This window comes from Streptomyces sp. NBC_01454 (assembly GCF_036227565.1).
Classification (GTDB): Bacteria; Actinomycetota; Actinomycetes; order Streptomycetales; family Streptomycetaceae; genus Streptomyces.
Window position 1 is genome coordinate 6,911,410 of record NZ_CP109460.1, and the last position, 19,806, is coordinate 6,931,215.

Below are 19,806 nucleotides of genomic sequence, written 5' to 3' on the forward strand. Positions count from 1 at the left end.
TTCACCCACGGAGCACACCGGATGAAGCGTCACCTCATCTCGGCCGCCGACCTCACGCGCGACGACGCCGTCCTGATCCTCGACACCGCCGAGGAGATGGCCCGGGTCGCCGACCGGCCGATCAAGAAACTTCCCACCCTGCGCGGACGCACGGTCTGCAACCTCTTCTTCGAGGACTCGACCCGGACCCGGATCTCGTTCGAGGCCGCCGAGAAGCGGCTCTCCGCCGACGTGATCAACTTCGCCGCCAAGGGGTCCAGCGTCTCCAAGGGCGAGTCGCTCAAGGACACCGCCCAGACCCTGGAGGCGATGGGCGTCGACGCCGTCGTCATCCGGCACGGTGCCTCCGGCGCGCCCTACCGGCTCGCCACCTCCGGCTGGATCGACGCCCCGGTCATCAACGCCGGCGACGGCACCCACCAGCACCCCACCCAGGCCCTGCTCGACGCCTTCACCATGCGGCGCCGGCTCATCGGCCCGGACGCCGGGCTCGGCCAGGACCTCGGCGGCAAGCGCATCACCCTGGTCGGCGACGTGCTGCACAGCCGCGTCGCCCGCTCCAACGTCGACCTGCTGCACACCCTCGGCGCCGAGGTCACCCTGGTCGCGCCGCCCACGCTGGTGCCGGTCGGCGTCGAGCACTGGCCCTGCGAGGTGTCCTACGACCTCGACAGCGTGCTGCCGAAGTCCGACGCCGTGATGATGCTGCGGGTGCAGCGCGAGCGCATGAACGCCGCCTTCTTCCCGACCGAGCGCGAGTACTCGCGCCGCTACGGCCTGGACGGCCAGCGGATGGCCCGGATGCCCGGGCACGCCCTGGTGATGCACCCCGGCCCGATGGTCCGCGGCATGGAGATCACCGCCGAGGTCGCCGACTCCGCGCGCTGCACGGCCGTCGAGCAGGTGACCAACGGGGTATCCGTCCGGATGGCCGTCCTGTACCTGCTTCTGGGCGGCAACGAGCCCGCCGTGACCCACCCCCGTACCGAGGAGAAGTAAGACCATGAGCAAGATTCTGATCCGCGGTGCGCAGGTGCTCGGCGGCGAGCCGCAGGACGTCCTGATCGACGGGGAGCTGATCGAGGCCGTGGGCACGGACCTGCCGGCCGACGGGGCCCAGGTCATCGAGGCCGGCGGGCAGGTGCTGCTGCCCGGCCTGGTCGATCTGCACACCCATCTGCGGGAGCCCGGGCGGGAGGACTCCGAGACGGTCCTGACCGGCACCCGGGCCGCGGCGAGCGGCGGCTACACCGCCGTGTTCGCCATGGCCAACACCTTCCCGGTCGCCGACACTGCCGGCGTCGTCGAGCAGGTCTACCGCCTCGGCCGGGAGCACGGCTACTGCGATGTGCAGCCCATCGGCGCCGTGACGGTCGGCCTGGACGGCAAGAAGCTCGCCGAGCTGGGCGCCATGCACGAGTCCGCCGCCGGGGTCACCGTCTTCTCCGACGACGGCAAGTGCGTCCACGACGCCGTGATCATGCGGCGCGCCCTGGAGTACGTGAAGGCGTTCGGCGGCGTCGTCGCCCAGCACGCCCAGGAGCCGCGGCTCACCGAAGGCGCCCAGATGAACGAGGGCGCCGTCTCGGCGGAGCTCGGGCTCGGCGGCTGGCCCGCCGTCGCCGAGGAGTCGGTCATCGCCCGGGACGTGCTGCTCGCCGAGCACGTGGGCTCCCGGGTGCACATCTGCCACCTGTCGACCGCCGGCTCCGTCGAGATCGTGCGCTGGGCCAAGTCCCGCGGGATCGATGTGACGGCCGAGGTCACGCCGCACCACCTGCTCCTCACCGACGAGATGGTGCGCACCTACAACCCCGTCTACAAGGTCAATCCGCCGCTGCGTACCGAGCGCGACGTCATGGCGCTGCGCGAGGCCCTCGCCGACGGCACCATCGACATCGTCGCCACCGACCACGCCCCGCACCCGCACGAGGACAAGGACTGCGAGTGGGCCGCGGCCGCCATGGGCATGGTGGGCCTGGAGACCGCGCTGTCGGTCGTCCAGCGGACGATGGTGGAGACCGGACTGCTGGACTGGGCGGGCGTCGCGGACCGGATGTCGGTCAAGCCCGCGCAGATCGGCGGGGCCGCCGGCCACGGCCGCCCCGTCTCGGCCGGTGAACCCGCCAACCTCACCCTCGTCGATTCCGCTTACCGTGGAGAGGTGGACCCCGCGGGCTTCGCCTCCCGCAGCCGCAACACCCCCTACGAGGGCCGTGAGCTGCCGGGACGCGTCACCCACACCTTCCTGCGGGGCCGGGCAACGCTCGTCGACGGGAAGCTGGCGTGACTCCATCACTGTTCCACCTGGCCGCGGCACAGCAGTCCGCACCGGTCACCGACTGGGCGGCACGGATCGGCTGGGTCGTCGGGCTGCTGGTCTTCGTGGTCTTCGTCTACTGGCTGATGCGCCAGGGCTGGAAGTGGCGCGGCACGCTCCAGGGCGATCTGCCCGAGCTGCCGGCCACCCCCGACGAGCCCGGAGAGCCGCGGCTGACGCTCAGCGGGCGCTACCACGGCTCCACCACCGCCGGGCAGTGGCTCGACCGCATCGTCGCGCACGGCCTGGGCACCCGCAGCCGCGTCGAGCTGACCCTCACCGACCAGGGCCTGGCGGTCGTGCGCCCCGGCGCCGTCGACTTCTTCGTGCCGACGGCCGCACTCCGCGGCGCCCGCCTGGACAAGGGCATCGCCGGCAAGGTCCTCACCGAGGGCGCGCTGCTCATCGTCACCTGGGAACACGGCGGCAAGCAGCTCGACTCGGGCTTCCGCTCCGACCGGGCCGCCGAGCACGCCGCCTGGGTCGAGGCCCTCACCACGCTGAGCACCACCCCGCACACCACCCGCACCACCGAGCACACCGAAACGGAAGGCGCACGATGACGACCTCCACCAGGGGTTCCGCCCACGGCACAAGGGGGCTCCCCGCCGTACTCGTCCTGGAGGACGGCCGCAGCTTCCGCGGCCGCGCCTACGGGGCCGTGGGGGAGACCTTCGGCGAAGCGGTGTTCTCCACCGGCATGACCGGCTACCAGGAGACGCTGACCGACCCCTCGTACCACCGTCAGGTCGTCGTGATGACCGCTCCGCACATCGGCAACACCGGGGTGAACGACGAGGACCCCGAGTCGCAGCGGATCTGGGTCGCGGGCTACGTCGTCCGCGACCCCGCCCGCATCCCGTCCAACTGGCGCTCGGTGCGCTCCCTGGACGACGAGCTGATCGCGCAGGGTGTGGTGGGGATCAGCGGCATCGACACCCGCGCCCTGACCCGCCACCTGCGCGAGCGCGGCGCGATGCGGGTCGGCATCTTCTCCGGCGAGGCACTGCCCGACGAGGGCACGATGCTGGCCAAGGTGCGCCAGGCCCCCGAGATGGCCGGCGCCGACCTGTCCACGCAGGTCGCCACCAAGGAGTCCTACGTCGTCCCGGCGATCGGCACGAAGAGGTTCACGGTCGCCGCGATCGATCTGGGGATCAAGGGCATGACGCCGCACCGGATGGCGGAGCGTGGCATCGAGGTGCACGTCCTGCCGGCCACCGCCACCGTCGAGGACGTCTACGCGGTGCATCCGGACGGGGTGTTCTTCTCCAACGGTCCCGGCGACCCGGCCACCGCCGACCACCCGGTCTCCGTGATGCGGGGTGTGCTGGAGCGGAAGACGCCGCTGTTCGGTATCTGCTTCGGCAACCAGATCCTGGGCCGTGCGTTGGGTTTTGGGACGTTCAAGCTGAAGTACGGGCATCGGGGGATCAATCAGCCGGTGCAGGACCGTACGACGGGCAAGGTGGAGGTCACCGCGCACAATCACGGTTTCGCCGTCGACGCCCCGCTCGACAGGGTCTCCGAGACGCCCTTCGGCCGTGCCGAGGTCTCCCATGTCTGCTTGAACGATGACGTGGTGGAGGGTCTGCACCTCCTTGACCAGCCGGCGTTCAGTGTTCAGTACCACCCCGAAGCCGCCGCGGGTCCGCATGACGCCGCGTACCTCTTCGACCGCTTCGTTTCCCTGATGGAGGGCCAGCGTGCCTAAGCGCACCGATATCCAGTCCGTCCTGGTCATCGGCTCCGGTCCGATCGTCATCGGCCAGGCCGCCGAGTTCGACTACTCCGGCACGCAGGCCTGCCGGGTCCTGAAGGCCGAGGGCCTGCGGGTCATCCTGGTGAACTCCAACCCGGCGACGATCATGACCGACCCGGAGATCGCCGACGCCACCTACGTCGAGCCGATCACCCCGGACTTCGTCGAGAAGATCATCGCCAAGGAGCGCCCGGACGCGCTGCTGCCCACGTTGGGCGGGCAGACGGCGTTGAACACGGCGATCTCGCTGCACGCGTCGGGCACCCTCGATAAGTACGGCGTCGAGCTGATCGGCGCCAACGTCGAGGCGATCAACAAGGGGGAGGACCGCGATCTGTTCAAGGAGGTCGTCGCGGCCGTCCACGCCAAGATCGGGCACGGTGAGTCCGCCCGCTCGGTGATCTGCCACTCCATGGACGACGTCCTGGCGGGCGTCGAGACCCTCGGCGGCTACCCCGTCGTGGTCCGTCCCTCCTTCACCATGGGCGGCGCCGGCTCCGGCTTCGCCCACGACGAGGAGGAACTGCGCCGCATCGCCGGCCAGGGCCTGACGCTGTCCCCGACGACCGAGGTGCTGTTGGAGGAGTCGATCCTGGGGTGGAAGGAGTACGAGCTGGAGCTGATGCGCGACAAGAATGACAACGTCGTGGTCGTGTGCTCCATCGAGAACTTCGACCCGATGGGTGTGCACACCGGTGACTCGATCACGGTGGCGCCGGCGATGACGCTGACCGACCGGGAGTATCAGACGCTGCGGGACATCGGGATCGCGGTGATCCGTGAGGTGGGGGTCGACACCGGCGGCTGCAACATCCAGTTCGCGGTCAATCCCGAGGACGGCCGGGTCATCGTCATCGAGATGAACCCGCGGGTCTCGCGCTCGTCGGCGCTGGCGTCGAAGGCCACCGGCTTCCCGATCGCGAAGATCGCCGCGCGCCTCGCGGTGGGCTACACGCTGGATGAGATCCCCAACGACATCACCGAGAAGACCCCGGCCTCCTTCGAGCCGACGCTTGACTACGTCGTCGTCAAGGTGCCGCGGTTCGCCTTCGAGAAGTTCCCGGCCGCCGATGCGACGCTGACCACGACCATGAAGTCGGTCGGCGAGGCCATGGCGATCGGCCGCAACTTCCCCGAGGCGCTGAACAAGGCCCTGCGCTCGCTGGAGAAGAAGGGCAGCCAGTTCGACTTCGTCGGCGAGCCCGGTGACCAGGCCGAGCTGCTGGTCAAGGCCCAGGTCCCCACCGATGGCCGGATCAACACCGTCATGCAGGCCATCCGTGCCGGGGCGAGCCCCGAGGAGGTCTTCGACGCCACGAAGATCGACCCGTGGTTCGTCGACCAGCTCTTCCTGATCAAGGAGATCGCGGACGAGATCGCGGCCGCCGAGAAGCTCCACCCGGAGATCCTTGCGGATGCGAAGCGGCACGGTTTCTCCGATGCCCAGATCGCGGCGATCCGCGGGCTGCGTGAGGACGTCGTCCGCGAGGTCCGCCACGCGCTGGGTGTCCGTCCGGTCTACAAGACGGTCGACACCTGTGCCGCCGAATTCGCCGCGAAGACGCCGTACTTCTACTCCTCCTACGACGAGGAGAGCGAGGTCGCGCCCCGCGAGAAGCCGGCCGTGATCATCCTCGGCTCCGGTCCCAACCGCATCGGCCAGGGCATCGAGTTCGACTACTCCTGCGTCCACGCCTCCTTCGCGCTGAGCGACGCCGGCTACGAGACCGTGATGGTCAACTGCAACCCCGAAACCGTCTCCACCGACTACGACACCTCCGACCGCCTCTACTTCGAGCCGCTCACCCTCGAGGACGTCCTGGAGATCGTGCACGCCGAGACCCAGGCAGGCCCGGTCGCCGGCGTCATCGTCCAGCTCGGCGGCCAGACCCCACTCGGCCTGGCCCAAGCCCTCAAGGACAACGGCGTACCGATCGTCGGCACCTCGCCCGAGGCGATCGACCTCGCCGAGGAGCGCGGCGCCTTCGGCCGGGTGCTGACCGAGGCCGGGCTGCCGGCCCCCAAGTACGGCACCGCCTTCTCCTTCGACGAGGCCAAGCGGATCGCCACCGAGATCGGCTACCCGGTCATGGTTCGCCCCTCGTACGTCCTGGGTGGCCGCGGCATGGAGATCGTCTACGACGAGCCGTCGCTCGGGGAGTACCTCACCCGCCACGCCGGCCTGATCGACCGCCACCCGGTCCTGATCGACCGGTTCCTCGACGACGCGATCGAGATCGACGTCGACGCGCTCTACGACGGCCACGAGCTCTACCTCGGCGGCGTCATGGAGCACATCGAGGAGGCCGGCATCCACTCCGGCGACTCCGCCTGCGCCCTGCCCCCCATCACCCTGGGCGGCTACGACATCAAGCGGCTGCGCGCCTCAACGGAGGCCATCGCCAAGGGTGTGGGCGTCCGCGGCCTGATCAACATCCAGTTCGCGATGGCCGGCGACATCCTCTACGTCCTGGAGGCCAACCCCCGCGCCTCACGCACCGTCCCCTTCACCTCGAAGGCGACCGCGGTGCCGCTGGCCAAGGCCGCCGCCCGGATCTCCCTGGGCGCGACCGTCGCCGAGCTGCGCGCCGAGGGCATGCTGCCCAAGACCGGTGACGGCGGCACCCTGCCGCTGGACGCGCCGATCTCCGTCAAGGAAGCCGTCATGCCCTGGTCGCGGTTCCGCGACATCCACGGCCGCGGCGTCGACACGATCCTCGGCCCGGAGATGCGCTCCACCGGCGAGGTCATGGGCATCGACTCGGTCTTCGGCACCGCCTATGCCAAGTCGCAGACCGGCGCCTACGGCGCACTGCCCACCAAGGGCCGGGCGTTCGTCTCGGTAGCCAACCGGGACAAGCGTTCGATGATCTTCCCGGCCCGGGAACTGGTCGCGCACGGCTTCGAGCTGCTCGCCACCTCCGGTACCGCCGAGGTGCTGCGCCGCAACGGCATCAACGCGACCGTGGTCCGCAAGCAGTCCGAGGGCGAGGGCCCGAACGGTGAGAAGACCATCGTCCAGCTGATCCACGACGGCGAGGTCGATCTGATCATCAACACCCCCTACGGCACCGGCGGCCGGCTGGACGGCTACGACATCCGTACCGCCTCCGTCGCCCGCGGCATCCCCTGCCTGACCACGGTCCAGGCGCTGGCCGCGGCCGTCCAGGGCATCGAGGCCATGTCCCGCGGAGACGTGGGGGTGCGTTCCCTCCAGGAACACGCCGAACATCTCACCGCGGCCCGCGCGGAGTAGCGGCAGGGAGGGGGACACCGAGGCGGTGTCCCCCTCTTCGTGCGCCCCGCACCCGCTCCACGAGCCCCCGACTCCTCACCGCGGAAGGTCCCGCCCGACGATGTACCGCCTGTTCTTCCACCTGATCTTCAAGCGCATGGACCCCGAGGAGGCCCACCACCTGGCCTTCCGCTGGATCCAGCTGGCCGTGCGCATCCCCGTGCTGCGCACCTTCCTCGCGGCCGCCCTCGCCCCCCGCCACGAGGAGCTGCGCACCGAGGCCCTGGGCCGCCGGATGCACGGCCCCTTCGGGCTGGCCGCCGGCTTCGACAAGAACGCCGTCGCTATCGACGGCACGACCATGCTCGGCTTCGACCACGTCGAGATCGGCACGGTCACCGCCCAGCCGCAGCCGGGCAACCCCAAGAAGCGCCTGTTCCGCCTTGTACCGGACCGTGCGCTGATCAACCGGATGGGGTTCAACAACGACGGCTCGGCGTCCGTGGCGGCCCGCCTGGCGGCCCGCAACCCGGTCTTCCCGGCCACCGTCGGTGTCAACATCGGCAAGACCAAGGTCGTACCGGAGGACGAGGCGACCGCCGACTACGTCGCCTCCACCGAGCGGCTCGCCCGCCACGCCGACTACCTGGTCGTCAACGTCTCCTCCCCGAACACGCCGGGGCTGCGCAACCTCCAGGCCGTCGACCACCTGCGGCCGCTGCTGACCGCGGTCCGCGAGGCCGCGGACCGTACCGTCACCGACCGCCGGGTCCCGCTGCTGGTCAAGATCGCGCCGGACCTCGCCGACGCGGACGTGGACGCGGTCGCCGACCTCGCCGTCGAGCTCGGCCTGGACGGGATCATCGCCACCAACACCACGATCGCCCGCGAGGGCCTGGGGCTGACCTCCGCCCCGGAGCTGATCGCCGAGACCGGCGGACTGTCCGGCGCGCCCGTCAAGGAACGCTCCCTGGAGGTGCTGCGGCGCCTCTACGCCCGGGTCGGCGACACGATCACCCTCATCGGCGTCGGCGGCATCGAGAACGCCGAGGACGCCTGGCAGCGCATCCTCGCCGGCGCCACCCTGGTCCAGGGCTACAGCGCCTTCATCTACCAGGGCCCGTTCTGGTGCCGCGCGATCCACAAGGGACTGGCCGCCCGCCTGCGCAACAGCCCCTACGCCACCCTCGCCGAGGCCGTCGGCGCCGAGCACAAGAAGGTGACCACATGACCGAGTCCGCGAACCCCTTCGGGGCCCGCCTGCGCCGCGCCATGGACGCGCGCGGACCGCTGTGCGTCGGCATCGACCCGCATGCCTCGCTGCTGGCCGACTGGGGCCTGAACGACGATGTCGCGGGCCTGGCGCGTTTCACCCGTACCGTCGTGGAGGCCCTCGGCGACTCGGTGGCCGTGTTCAAGCCACAATCCGCGTTCTTCGAGCGCTTCGGCTCGCGCGGCCTGGCCGTCCTGGAGACCGCCGTCGTCGAGGCCCGCGAGCGCGGCGCCCTGGTCGTGATGGACGCCAAGCGCGGCGACATCGGCTCCACCATGGCCGCGTACGCCGCGACCTACCTCGACCCGGCCTCCCCGCTGTTCTCGGACGCCGTGACGGTCAGCCCCTTCCTGGGCTACGGCTCGCTGCGCCCGGCCGTCGACCTGGCCCGGGAGAACGGCTGCGGGCTGTTCACCCTCGCCCTCACCTCCAACCCGGAGGGCGAGGAGGTCCAGCGCGCGGTCCGCGCCGACGGCAGCACCGTCGCGGCGACCATGCTCGGCCACCTCGCCGCGGAGAACGCCGGCGCCGAGCCGCTGGGCTCCTTCGGCGCGGTCGTCGGCGCCACGCTCGGCGATCTCTCCTCGTTCGAGCTGTCGATCAACGGCCCGCTGCTCGCCCCCGGCATCGGCGCCCAGGGAGCCACCCCCGCTGACCTCCCGGCCGTCTTCGGCGACGCCGTCCACAACGTCCTGCCGAGCGTCAGCCGGGGGGTGCTGCGGCACGGTCCGGACCCCTCGGCACTGCGCGCGGCGGCCGACCGATTCGCCGACGAAGTGCGCACCGCGCTCGCCTGAACGCCTTCCGGCGGGGACTTTGGTCCCGAATTGTCCTGGTCAGCAGAGTCTGACCAGGACTTTTCGTCTGTTCTCGCTGACTCCGGAGCGCTCGCCCGCTAGTCTCCGACGAGAGCACTGCACGTAAGCGCGTTGCTCGTTGCTCCGCAGGTGCGGGGCGACTAGGTTCCACACCGGTCCGTATCCGAGTTCTACATCCGAGGTGACGTAGGCGTGGCTCTTCCGCCCCTTACCCCTGAACAGCGCGCAGCCGCGCTCGAGAAGGCCGCCGCGGCTCGCCGGGAGCGCGCCGAGGTCAAGAATCGGCTCAAGCACTCCGGTGCTTCCCTCCATGAGGTCATCAAGCAGGGCCAGGAGAACGACGTCATCGGCAAGATGAAGGTCTCCGCCCTCTTGGAGTCCCTGCCGGGCGTCGGCAAGGTCCGTGCCAAGCAGATCATGGAGCGACTCGGGATCTCCGAGAGCCGCCGAGTCCGGGGTCTTGGCTCCAACCAGATCGCGTCGCTGGAGCGCGAGTTCGGCAGCACCGCTTCCTGAATTTTCCGGCACCACCGGGAAGCTGGAATAATCGCTGCATGAGTTCTGCAGTCTCCCGGGGGACGACCCCCGAGCCCCCGGCCAGACAACCGCGGCTGACCGTGCTCTCCGGCCCCTCCGGGGTCGGCAAGAGCACGGTCGTCGCGCATATGCGCAAGGTCCACCCCGAGGTCTGGCTCTCGGTTTCGGCCACGACCCGCAAGCCGCGCCCCGGGGAGCGGCACGGCGTGCAGTACTTCTTCGTCGACGACGTGGAATTCGACAAGCTGATCGCCAACGGTGAGCTGCTCGAATGGGCCGAATTCGCCGGCAACCGCTACGGCACCCCCCGCAAGGCGGTGCTGGACCGGCTGGAGGCCGGCGAGCCGGTCCTGCTGGAGATCGACCTGCAGGGCGCCCGCCAGGTACGCGAGTCCATGGCGGAGGCCCATCTGGTCTTCCTCGCCCCGCCGAGCTGGGACGAGCTGGTCCGCCGGCTCACCGGCCGGGGCACCGAGGCGCCGGAGGTCATCGAACGCCGGCTCGCCGCCGCCCGGGTCGAACTGGCGGCGGAGAAGGAGTTCGATGTGACGCTTGTCAACACCTCCGTCGAGGACGTCAGCCGCGAGCTGCTAGCCTTGATGTTGCATCGATCCGAGGAGCGGAACACCAGCGGCTGACCCCGCCGAGCTTCACCGGCCCCGGACCGACCACGACTTTGCGCCATTTCCGTTACGACCAGGCGCATGACCCAGGCGTTATCCCCTTTCGGAAGGCAGAGAGTGTCCTCTTCCATCACCGCACCCGAGGGCATCATCAACCCGCCCATTGATGAGCTTCTCGAGGCCACCGATTCGAAGTACAGCCTCGTGATCTACGCCGCCAAGCGCGCGCGCCAGATCAACGCGTACTACTCGCAGCTCGGCGAGGGCCTGCTGGAGTACGTCGGCCCCCTCGTGGACACGCACGTCCACGAGAAGCCCCTGTCGATCGCGCTGCGCGAGATCAACGCGGGCCTGCTGACCTCCGAGGCCATCGAGGGCCCCGCGCAGTAAGGCAGCACAGCAGTTCATCGAGGCCCGGCGGAGCGACCGCCGGGCCCTTGGTGTGTCATAGGGGCATACGACACAGGGACCGAGCCCGGGGAGCGGCGGAGCGATGGACAAGCGGGAGCGGGAGCGGCCCAGGGTCGTCCTGGGGGTCAGTGGCGGGATCGCCGCGTACAAGGCGTGCGAGCTGCTGCGGCGGCTGACCGAGTCCGGGCATGACGTACGGGTCGTGCCGACCGCCTCGGCGCTGCACTTCGTCGGTGAGGCCACCTGGTCGGCGCTGTCCGGCAACCCAGCCGGCACCGAGGTCTGGGAGTCCGTCCACGAGGTCCCGCACGTCCGCATCGGCCAGGCCGCCGATCTTGTCGTGGTCGCCCCGGCCACCGCCGACATGCTGGCCAAGGCCGCCCACGGCCTCGCCGACGATCTGCTGACGAACACGCTGCTCACCGCGCGCTGTCCGGTGGTCTTCGCCCCGGCGATGCACACCGAGATGTGGGAGCACCCCGCGACCCAGGAGAACGTCGCCACCCTGCGCCGCCGCGGCGCGCTCGTCATCGAGCCCGCGGTCGGCCGGCTGACCGGCGTCGACACCGGCAAGGGCCGTCTCCCCGACCCGGCCGAGATCTTCGCCGTCTGCCGCCGGGTGCTGGCCCGCGGCCCGCGGGCGGCGGAGCAGGACCTCGCCGGGCGTCATGTGGTGATCAGCGCGGGCGGCACCCGCGAGCCGCTGGACCCGGTCCGCTATCTGGGCAACCGCTCCTCGGGCAAGCAGGGCTATGCGCTCGCCCGCACCGCGGTGGCCCGCGGCGCCCGGGTCACCCTCGTCGCCGGCAACACCGAGCTGCCCGATCCGGCCGGTGTCGACGTGGTCCGCATCGGCACGGCCCGTCAGCTGCACGAGGCCGTGGTGAAAGCCGCCGCGGAGGCGGACGCGGTGGTCATGGCGGCCGCCGTGGCCGATTTCCGGCCCGCGGCCTACACCACCGGGAAGATCAAGAAGGTCGAGGGCCAGGAGCCGGAACCGGTTGCCCTGGTGAGGAATCCGGACATTCTTGCCGAGATCTCCGCCGAGCGCGCCCGCCCGGGCCAGGTCGTGGTCGGCTTCGCCGCCGAGACCGACGACGTGCTCGCCAACGGCCGGGCCAAGCTCGCCCGCAAGGGCTGCGACCTGCTGGTCGTCAACGAGGTCGGGGATGACAAGGCCTTCGGGTCGGCGGAGAACGAAGCGGTGATCCTGGCGGCCGACGGCAGCGAGACGCCGGTCCCGTACGGCCCCAAGGAAGATCTGGCCGATACGGTCTGGGATCTGGTGGCTCCGCGGCTGGCCGATACCGAACGCTGAGACGCGTACAAGGTCCCCGGAACCACTCCTTCGGCCGTACAAAATCGGGCGTGTCCCCTTGACCCGCCCCATTCTCAAGGTGATCGTCCTACCGTGAGTCGCGGTGTCCCAGGTCACGAGGGGTCCATAAATCGAGACTGCGTGTCCGAACGCCGCATACGACCGATAAACTGGCGAGTGGATCGGGCCGAGCGCAGCTCTCGGCCCTTCCGCCAATGATCAGCCAGCAGCCGCTGCAACCCCAGGGAGCGATGTGTCCCGCCGCCTCTTCACCTCGGAGTCCGTCACCGAGGGCCACCCCGACAAGATCGCTGACCAGATCAGCGACACCATCCTCGACGCTCTCCTCAAGGAAGACCCGACCTCCCGGGTCGCCGTGGAGACGTTGATCACCACCGGCCTGGTGCACGTGGCCGGCGAGGTGACCACGAAGGCGTACGCCGACATCCCCAACCTCGTCCGCAACAAGATCCTGGACATCGGTTACGACTCCTCCAAGAAGGGCTTCGACGGCGCTTCCTGTGGCGTCTCGGTGTCCATCGGCGCGCAGTCCCCGGACATCGCCCAGGGTGTCGACACCGCGTACGAGAACCGCGTCGAGGGCGACGACGACGAGCTGGACCGGCAGGGCGCGGGCGACCAGGGCCTGATGTTCGGCTACGCCTGCGACGAGACCCCGGAGCTGATGCCGCTCCCGATCAACCTCGCGCACCGGCTCTCCAAGCGCCTGTCCGAGGTCCGCAAGAACGGCACGATCCCCTACCTCCGCCCCGACGGCAAGACCCAGGTGACCATCGAGTACGACGGTCACAAGGCCGTCCGCCTCGACACCGTCGTGGTCTCCTCGCAGCACGCCAGCGACATCGACCTCGACTCGCTGCTGGCGCCGGACATCCGCGAGTTCGTCGTCGAGCACGTCCTCAACCAGCTCGTCGAGGACGGCATCAAGCTGGACACCGACGGCTACCGGCTGCTGGTCAACCCGACCGGCCGCTTCGAGATCGGCGGCCCGATGGGTGACGCCGGCCTCACCGGCCGCAAGATCATCATCGACACCTACGGCGGCATGGCCCGCCACGGCGGCGGTGCCTTCTCCGGCAAGGACCCGTCCAAGGTCGACCGCTCGGCCGCCTACGCGATGCGCTGGGTCGCCAAGAACGTCGTCGCCGCCGGCCTCGCGGCCCGCTGCGAGGTCCAGGTCGCCTACGCGATCGGCAAGGCGGAGCCGGTCGGTCTCTTCGTCGAGACCTTCGGCACCGCCACCGTCGACACCGACAAGATCGAGCAGGCCATCGGCGAGGTCTTCGACCTCCGCCCGGCCGCCATCATCCGCGACCTCGATCTGCTCCGCCCGGTCTACGCCCAGACCGCCGCCTACGGTCACTTCGGCCGTGAGCTGGAGGACTTCACCTGGGAGCGCACCGACCGGGTCGAGGCGCTGAAGAGGGCCGCGGGGCTGTAAGACCCCTGCCTCGTATGAGGTGACCACGGCCCCGGACCGCTTGGCGGTCCGGGGCCTTCGGTTGTCCACAGGCCACCGCTCGCTGTCCGTGCCGTCTGCTAAGACTGATGCTGTGAGCAGGGAGAACGGGCGACCGGAGGCGGGGGCGTCGGATGCGGGCGAGCAGTTGGCCCTCATCCGCGAGGCCGTGCGGGAGAACAAGGCCGAGCGGGCGAAGCCGCGCACCTGGCGGGGCGCCGAGCTCGCGGCGCGGCTGCCGGTGGCGCGGGTGCTGGTCGACAAGGGCCTGGTGCACCTCGACCGGTATTTCGACTATGCGGTGCCCGCCGCGATGGACGACGAGGCGCAGCCCGGGGTGCGGGTGCGGGTGCGGTTCGGGGCGGGGGAGAAGGGCGGCCGGCGCGAGGGCGGCAAGCTGGTCGGCGGGTTCATCGTGGAGCGTGTCGCGGAGAGCGACTACCGCGGGGTGCTGGCACCGATCGCCCAGGTGCTGTCGTCCGAGCGGGTGCTGAGCCCCGAGCTGCTGGGGCTGTGCCGGGCGGTCGCGGACCGCTATGCCGGCTCGCTCGCCGATGTGGTGCAGCTGGCCGTCCCGCCCCGGAGGGCGCGGGCCGAGGCCAAGCCGTCCCCCGATCCGCTGCCGCCCAACGCGCCACCGGAGCCGGGCAGTTGGCAGCGCTACGGCGCGGGGCCCGGGTTTCTGACGGCGCTGGCGCGAGGGGATGCCCCGCGGGCCGTGTGGACCGCGCTGCCCGGGGCGAGCTGGCCGCAGGAGCTGGCGCGGGCGGCCGCCGCGGCGCTGGCGGGCGGGCGCGGCGCCCTGGTGGTGGTGCCGGACGGACGGGCCGCTGCGCGGGTGGACGCGGCCCTCGGTGAGCTGATCGGGGCGGGCCGGCATGTGCTGCTGACCGCCGACGCCGGGCCCGAGGAGCGCTATCGCCGCTGGCTGGCGGTGAGCCGTGGCGCGGTGCGGGCCGTGGTCGGGACGCGCGCGGCGATGTTCGCCCCCGTCGCCGATCCGGGCCTGGTCGCCCTCTGGGACGACGGGGACGCCAGCCACAGTGATCCGCATGCGCCCCAGCCGCATGCTCGCGAGGTCCTCATCCAGCGGTCGGTCAACGAGCGTGCCGGCTTTCTGCTGGGCGGGCTGAGCTGCACCGTCGAGGCGGCGCAGCTGGTCGAGACCGGCTGGGCGCGCCCGCTGGCCGCCGAGCGCGAGCAGGTGCGGACCGCGGCGCCCCTGGTGCGTACGGTCGGCGACGGCGACGAGGCGCGCGATGCCGCCGCGCGCTCCGCCCGGTTGCCGTCGATGGCCTGGCAGCTGGTGCGGGAGGGCCTGCGACGCGGTCCGGTGCTGGTCCAGGTACCGCGCCGCGGCTATGCGCCCCGGCTCTCGTGCGAACGGTGCCGTACCCCCGCGCGCTGCCGGTCCTGCGCCGGCCCGCTGGAGTCTCCGCATGCGAACGATCTGGTCTGCTCGTGGTGCGGACGCCAGGAGCCCGACTGGCATTGCGGCGAGTGCGGTGGCGCGCGGCTGCGGGCCCAGGTCGTGGGGGCGCGGCGGACGGCGGAGGAGCTGGGCCGGGTCTTCCCGGCGGTACCGGTGCGCACCTCGGGCCGGGACCATGTGCTGGCGACGGTGCCGGACGCCCCCGCGCTCGTGGTGAGCACGCCGGGCGCGGAGCCGGTGGCCGAGGGCCCCGGTTATGCGGCCGCGTTGCTGCTGGACGGCTGGGCGCTGCTCGGGCGGCCGGATCTGCGGGCCGGGGAGGAGGCGCTGCGCCGCTGGCTGGGCGCCGCCGGGCTGGTCCGGGGGCAGGCGGAGGGGGGCACGGTCGCGGTGATCGCGGAGCCGACGCTGCGGCCGGTGCAGGCGCTGGTGCGCTGGGATCCGGTCGGCCATGCGGTCCGCGAGCTGGCCGAGCGGGCCGAACTGGGCTTTCCGCCGGTGTCGCGGATGGCTTCCGTGACCGGCCGCCCCGAGGATGTCACCGATCTGCTGCGGGCCGCCGAACTCCCCGCCGGAGCCGAGGTGTTGGGCCCCGTCCCGCTTCCGGTGCCGGACCCCGGGCGCCCGCGCAGGCCGGGCGATCCGCCGCCCGGCGAGCAGTGGGAGCGCGCGCTGGTGCGCGTCCGCCCCGGCCAGGGCGCGGCGCTCGCCGCGGCGCTCAAGGCCGCCCGCGCGGCCCGGATGGTCAAGCGGGAGGGAGAGGCCGTGCGGGTCCGGATCGATCCGCCCGATCTGGGGTGAGACCGACTGGTGCGGGGCGGGGGAGACGGTGCGTGCGGCCGGGGGTGTCGAGCCGCCGGGCAGCGGGGCGGGCGGCGGCCCGGGCCGTCGTGGCTCCGCGATCCCGGCCCGGCCCGTATGCCCCGCCACCCCGCTGCCCGCCCCGTGGTACGGCCGCGAGGCCCCGTCCGGCACGGCACGCTACGGCCCGACACGGCACGGTCCGGACATGGCGCCGCCCCGGAACCGATGTCGGCGGGCGGTCCCGGGGCGCTGTCGGGCGGCGCGTGGGCGCGGGGCGCCCCGTGGGGGAGTGCTTCAGCCGTTGCGGGGGCCGGGGAAGGCACCCGGGCGGGCGGGTTCGTCTCGGGTGGTGGCGGACGGCTGGGCAGGCAGGGAACGGGCGGCGGAGACGGCCGCCGAGCCGGGCAGGCCCGCCGCCATGGTGACCGCGCGGGTCGCGGAGGATTCGGGGGAATGTACCGCCGGTTCCGCGCCGTTGGTGTCCGGGGCGGGCTGGGCGGCGGCTCTGCGGCCACCGTAACGGCGGTGCACCGCCTGTTTGGTGACGCCGAGCGCCGAGCCCACCGCGTCCCAGGAAAAGCCCAGCGAGCGGTCGAAGTCGACCGCGGCGGTGACGAGTGTTTCGACGCTGTCCCGCAGCTCCTGGGCGAGGCGCACCGTCGGGGCGGGTGCGCGTCCGTAGACGACAAAGCCCGCGGAGGGGCCCGTGCGCCGTGGCCGGTAGACGTTGCCGAGCTGAGCGGTCAGCGTGCGCAATGCGTCCACCTGCCGGCGCACCCGTTCGATGTCCCGCACCAGGAGATGCAGGCTGGCGCGCGCCTGGGCGTCGTGGGTTGCGTGGTCGGCCATGAGCAAGCCTCTCGAACCGGCGTGGAAAAGGAAGGAGTAAAGAGAGCGGGCCGCCAGCGCGGCCCGGTCTTCAGGTCAATGCTTTTTGACCAACGCGGCAGCAGCGGCTCTGGTCACGGTATGGGGGCGTACGAGCTTCCGTACAAGGCGCGGGAATTCATGTACGCCCCCTGGAACCGTCGCCCGTGGCCCGGGAGCCGGACCCATAGACTGGTGCGTCGTTCCGCTGCGTGTGAGAGGTAGTTCGCCACCTATGAGGCTTGTCTTCGCCGGCACCCCCGAGGTCGCCGTACCCGCCCTCGATGCCCTGATCGCCTCGGACCGGCACGAGGTCGTGGCCGTCGTGACCCGGCCCGACGCGCCCGCCGGGCGCGGCCGCAAGCTGGTCGCCAGCCCCGTCGCGGAGCGGGCGGAGGAGGCCGGCATCGAGGTGCTCAAGCCCGGCCGGCCGCGCGAGGAGGGCTTCCTGGCCCGGCTGCGGGAGATCGCGCCGGACTGCTGCCCGGTGGTCGCCTACGGTGCGCTGCTGCCGAAGTCCGCGCTCGACATTCCCGCCAGGGGGTGGGTCAATCTGCACTTCTCGCTGCTGCCCGCATGGCGGGGGGCGGCGCCCGTGCAGCACGCGGTGCTCGCGGGCGACGAGGTGACCGGCGCCTCGACCTTCCAGATCGAGGAGGGGCTGGACTCGGGCCCGGTCTACGGCGTGCTGACCGAGCAGGTCCGGCCGCAGGACACCAGCGGCGACCTGCTCACCCGGCTGGCGTTCGCCGGTTCCGGGCTGCTCGTGGCGACGATGGACGGCATCGAGGACGGCACGCTGCAGGCGGTGCCGCAGCCGGCCGAGGGTGTCACGCTCGCACCGAAGATCGAGGTCGAGGACGCCAAGGTGGACTGGGCGGCGCCCGCGCTACGGGTCGACCGGGTCATCCGCGGTTGCGCGCCCGCGCCCGGCGCCTGGACGGTCTTCCGCGGCGAGCGGCTCAAGCTGATGTCGGCCGCCTCCGCGGCTGCCGCCTCCGCGGCGGGCCACGACGAGTGGGCGCTGGCGCCCGGCGAACTCGCCGTCACCAAGAAGGCGGTGTACGCCGGTACCGGCAGCCACCCGCTGGAACTCGTCTGGGTGCAGCCGCAGGGCAAGAAGCCGATGAAGGCGGCCGACTGGGCGCGCGGGGTGCGCATCGAGGGCGGGGAGCGGCTGGGGGACTGAGCCCCGGCCCGCCACGCTCTCCGCCCTGCCACGCTCTTCGTTCCGTCGGCGCACGCGGGGTGCCCGGGGCATGCGCTCGTACCCCGCGTGCGCCCCGGCCTTCCGGCCTCCCCGTGTACCGGGCTCGCCGCACAAAGCGCCGGTCCGCCCGCGTAGGCTGGGACGGACCCCTCATCTCGTATCCGGAGCACCTTTTCTGTGAGCCAGCAGCCTCGTCGCCGCCCCAGCAAGCCCTATCGCCGCCCGCAGAAGGACCCGGTCCGCATCCTCGCGTTCGAGGCGTTGCGGGCCGTCGACGAGCGGGACGCGTACGCGAATCTGGTGCTGCCCCCGCTGCTGCGCAAGGCGCGCGAGGGCGAGGACTTCGACGCCCGGGACGCGGCGCTGGCGACGGAGCTGGTGTACGGCTCGCTGCGCCGGCAGGGCACCTATGACGCGATCATCGCGCAGTGCGTGGACCGCCCGCTGCGGGAGGTGGATCCGCCGGTCCTGGACGTGCTGACCCTCGGGGCGCACCAGCTGCTCGGTACCCGTATCCCGACGCATGCCGCGGTGAGCGCGAGCGTCGAGCTGGCCCGGGTGGTGCTGGGCGACGGGCGGGCGAAGTTCGTCAACGCGGTGCTGCGCAAGGTCGCGGCCCATGATCTGGACGGCTGGCTGGAGCGGGTCGCCCCGCCGTACGACGAGGACCCCGAGGAGCACCTCGGCATCGTCCATGCGCATCCCCGCTGGGTGGTCTCGGCGCTGTGGGACGCGCTCGGCGGCGGCCGGGCCGGCATCGAGGACCTGCTGGAGGCGGACAACGAACGCCCCGAGGTGACGCTGGTGGCGCGCCCCGGCCGGTCCACCGCGGAGGAACTGCTGGTGGCAGCCGGCGAGGACAGCGCGCTGCCCGGCCGTTGGTCCCCGTATGCGGTGCGGCTCGCGGAGGGCGGCGAGCCGGGCGCGCTGGACCCGGTCCGCGAGGGACGCGCAGGGGTGCAGGACGAGGGCAGCCAGCTCGTCGCCCTCGCCCTGGCGAACGCGCCCGTCGAGGGCACCGACCGCGCCTGGCTCGACGGCTGCGCGGGCCCCGGCGGCAAGGCGGCGCTGCTGGCGGCGCTCGCGGCGCAGCGGGGCGCCGCCCTGCTGGCGTCGGAGAAGCAGCCGCACCGCGCCCGGCTGGTGGCCCGGGCGCTCGACGGCAACCCGGGCCCGTACGCGGTCATCGCCGCCGACGGCACCCGCCCCGCCTGGCGTGCCGGAGCCTTCGACCGGGTCCTGGTGGATGTGCCGTGCACCGGTCTGGGCGCGCTGCGCCGGCGGCCGGAGGCGCGCTGGCGCCGCCGCCCCGAGGACCTGGACGGCTTCGCCCCGCTCCAGCGCGAGCTGCTGCGGCAGGCGCTGGCGGCGGTCCGGGTCGGCGGCGTCGTGGGCTATGCGACCTGCTCACCGCATCCGGCCGAGACCCGCGCGGTGGTGGACGACGTCCTCAAGGGGCGGGGCGGCGCACCGGTCGAGGTGGAGTGGATCGACGCCCGCCCCCTGATGTTGGGCGTCCCGGCGCTCGGCGACGGCCCGGACGTCCAGCTCTGGCCGCACCTCCACGGCACGGACGCGATGTACCTGGCCCTCCTGCGACGGACGGGCTGAGGGGACGCCGGTGCAGCGCCTCGGAGCGAGTGACCTTGAGACGAACGGGCGTCCGTTGGTTCGCCTGGGGTCGTGAAATTTCAGGTGCTCCCCTGTACCGGCCCT

General features: G+C 71.9%; 16 protein-coding genes. 15 read left to right on the top strand and 1 reads right to left on the bottom strand.

Annotated features, from left to right (window positions below):
• Window positions 1–21 precede the first annotated feature (21 nt).
• The 13 genes from OIU81_RS30600 to OIU81_RS30660 all read left to right on the top strand — a co-directional run bounded on the left by OIU81_RS30600 (window position 22) and on the right by OIU81_RS30660 (window position 16,010).
• Window positions 22–999 (top strand): aspartate carbamoyltransferase catalytic subunit, encoded by a 978-nt coding sequence (locus OIU81_RS30600; RefSeq protein WP_329153002.1) that lies wholly within the window; start codon window positions 22–24, stop codon window positions 997–999.
• Window positions 1,000–1,003: 4 nt separating this feature from the next.
• The gene (locus OIU81_RS30605; protein ID WP_329153004.1) at window positions 1,004–2,290 is read left to right on the top strand and encodes a dihydroorotase; all 1,287 of its coding nucleotides are present in this window, start codon (window positions 1,004–1,006) and stop codon (window positions 2,288–2,290) included.
• Window positions 2,287–2,883, top strand: coding sequence for a PH-like domain-containing protein (locus OIU81_RS30610; protein ID WP_329153006.1), 597 nt, complete (start codon window positions 2,287–2,289; stop codon window positions 2,881–2,883). Before OIU81_RS30605 ends, OIU81_RS30610 begins: the two co-directional genes overlap by 4 nt.
• The gene (gene carA, locus OIU81_RS30615; protein WP_329153008.1) at window positions 2,880–4,034 is read left to right on the top strand and encodes a glutamine-hydrolyzing carbamoyl-phosphate synthase small subunit; all 1,155 of its coding nucleotides are present in this window, start codon (window positions 2,880–2,882) and stop codon (window positions 4,032–4,034) included. The genes OIU81_RS30610 and carA overlap by 4 nt, the downstream gene beginning before the upstream one ends.
• The gene (gene carB / locus OIU81_RS30620) at window positions 4,027–7,338 is read left to right on the top strand and encodes a carbamoyl-phosphate synthase large subunit (protein ID WP_329153010.1); all 3,312 of its coding nucleotides are present in this window, start codon (window positions 4,027–4,029) and stop codon (window positions 7,336–7,338) included. Before carA ends, carB begins: the two co-directional genes overlap by 8 nt.
• Before the next feature lie 100 nt (window positions 7,339–7,438).
• Complete coding sequence (locus tag OIU81_RS30625; protein WP_329153012.1) at window positions 7,439–8,548, top strand: quinone-dependent dihydroorotate dehydrogenase; 1,110 nt, start codon at window positions 7,439–7,441, stop codon at window positions 8,546–8,548.
• Window positions 8,545–9,387 (top strand): orotidine-5'-phosphate decarboxylase, encoded by an 843-nt coding sequence (gene pyrF, locus OIU81_RS30630; protein WP_329153014.1) that lies wholly within the window; start codon window positions 8,545–8,547, stop codon window positions 9,385–9,387. Before OIU81_RS30625 ends, pyrF begins: the two co-directional genes overlap by 4 nt.
• Window positions 9,388–9,600: 213 nt before the next feature.
• Window positions 9,601–9,924, top strand: coding sequence for an integration host factor (locus OIU81_RS30635; RefSeq protein WP_006607450.1), 324 nt, complete (start codon window positions 9,601–9,603; stop codon window positions 9,922–9,924).
• A gap of 38 nt (window positions 9,925–9,962) precedes the next feature.
• The gene (gene gmk / locus OIU81_RS30640; RefSeq protein ID WP_147246692.1) at window positions 9,963–10,583 is read left to right on the top strand and encodes a guanylate kinase; all 621 of its coding nucleotides are present in this window, start codon (window positions 9,963–9,965) and stop codon (window positions 10,581–10,583) included.
• Between the two features lie 102 nt (window positions 10,584–10,685).
• Window positions 10,686–10,958, top strand: a complete 273-nt coding sequence (gene rpoZ / locus OIU81_RS30645) for a DNA-directed RNA polymerase subunit omega (RefSeq protein WP_005319902.1) — start codon at window positions 10,686–10,688, stop codon at window positions 10,956–10,958.
• Between the two features lie 103 nt (window positions 10,959–11,061).
• A complete protein-coding gene (coaBC, locus tag OIU81_RS30650) occupies window positions 11,062–12,297 on the top strand; it encodes a bifunctional phosphopantothenoylcysteine decarboxylase/phosphopantothenate--cysteine ligase CoaBC (protein ID WP_329153017.1) in 1,236 nt (411 codons plus the stop codon).
• Window positions 12,298–12,550: 253 nt separating this feature from the next.
• Window positions 12,551–13,759, top strand: coding sequence for a methionine adenosyltransferase (gene metK / locus OIU81_RS30655; protein WP_329153018.1), 1,209 nt, complete (start codon window positions 12,551–12,553; stop codon window positions 13,757–13,759).
• A 112-nt stretch (window positions 13,760–13,871) separates the two neighbouring features.
• Window positions 13,872–16,010: a primosomal protein N' gene (locus OIU81_RS30660; RefSeq protein ID WP_329153020.1), complete on the top strand. Its 2,139-nt coding sequence runs from the start codon at window positions 13,872–13,874 to the stop codon at window positions 16,008–16,010.
• Window positions 16,011–16,307: 297 nt separating this feature from the next.
• Here OIU81_RS30660 and OIU81_RS30665 read toward each other — a convergent pair whose 3' ends face one another.
• A complete protein-coding gene (locus tag OIU81_RS30665; protein ID WP_329153021.1) occupies window positions 16,308–16,862 on the bottom strand; it encodes a hypothetical protein in 555 nt (184 codons plus the stop codon).
• Window positions 16,863–17,115: 253 nt separating this feature from the next.
• On the opposite strand from OIU81_RS30665, the gene fmt reads away from it, so the two are divergent.
• On the top strand, window positions 17,116–18,069 hold the full coding sequence (gene fmt, locus OIU81_RS30670) for a methionyl-tRNA formyltransferase (protein ID WP_329153022.1): 954 nt from the start codon (window positions 17,116–17,118) through the stop codon (window positions 18,067–18,069).
• A 198-nt stretch (window positions 18,070–18,267) separates the two neighbouring features.
• Window positions 18,268–19,701, top strand: coding sequence for an RsmB/NOP family class I SAM-dependent RNA methyltransferase (locus OIU81_RS30675; RefSeq protein ID WP_329153024.1), 1,434 nt, complete (start codon window positions 18,268–18,270; stop codon window positions 19,699–19,701).
• The last annotated feature ends 105 nt before the right edge of the window (window positions 19,702–19,806 follow it).

Excerpts from the sequence above, each read along its gene's own strand:
- OIU81_RS30665 (WP_329153021.1), bottom strand. The coding sequence starts at position 16,862 with ATGGCCGACCACGCAACCCACGACGCCCAGGCGCGCGCCAGCCTGCAT.
- OIU81_RS30600 (WP_329153002.1), top strand. The coding sequence starts at position 22 with ATGAAGCGTCACCTCATCTCGGCCGCCGACCTCACGCGCGACGACGCC.
- gmk (WP_147246692.1), top strand. The coding sequence starts at position 9,963 with ATGAGTTCTGCAGTCTCCCGGGGGACGACCCCCGAGCCCCCGGCCAGA.
- pyrF (WP_329153014.1), top strand. The coding sequence starts at position 8,545 with ATGACCGAGTCCGCGAACCCCTTCGGGGCCCGCCTGCGCCGCGCCATG.
- OIU81_RS30605 (WP_329153004.1), top strand. The coding sequence starts at position 1,004 with ATGAGCAAGATTCTGATCCGCGGTGCGCAGGTGCTCGGCGGCGAGCCG.
- OIU81_RS30625 (WP_329153012.1), top strand. The coding sequence starts at position 7,439 with ATGTACCGCCTGTTCTTCCACCTGATCTTCAAGCGCATGGACCCCGAG.
- coaBC (WP_329153017.1), top strand. The coding sequence starts at position 11,062 with ATGGACAAGCGGGAGCGGGAGCGGCCCAGGGTCGTCCTGGGGGTCAGT.
- fmt (WP_329153022.1), top strand. The coding sequence starts at position 17,116 with ATGAGGCTTGTCTTCGCCGGCACCCCCGAGGTCGCCGTACCCGCCCTC.
- carA (WP_329153008.1), top strand. The coding sequence starts at position 2,880 with ATGACGACCTCCACCAGGGGTTCCGCCCACGGCACAAGGGGGCTCCCC.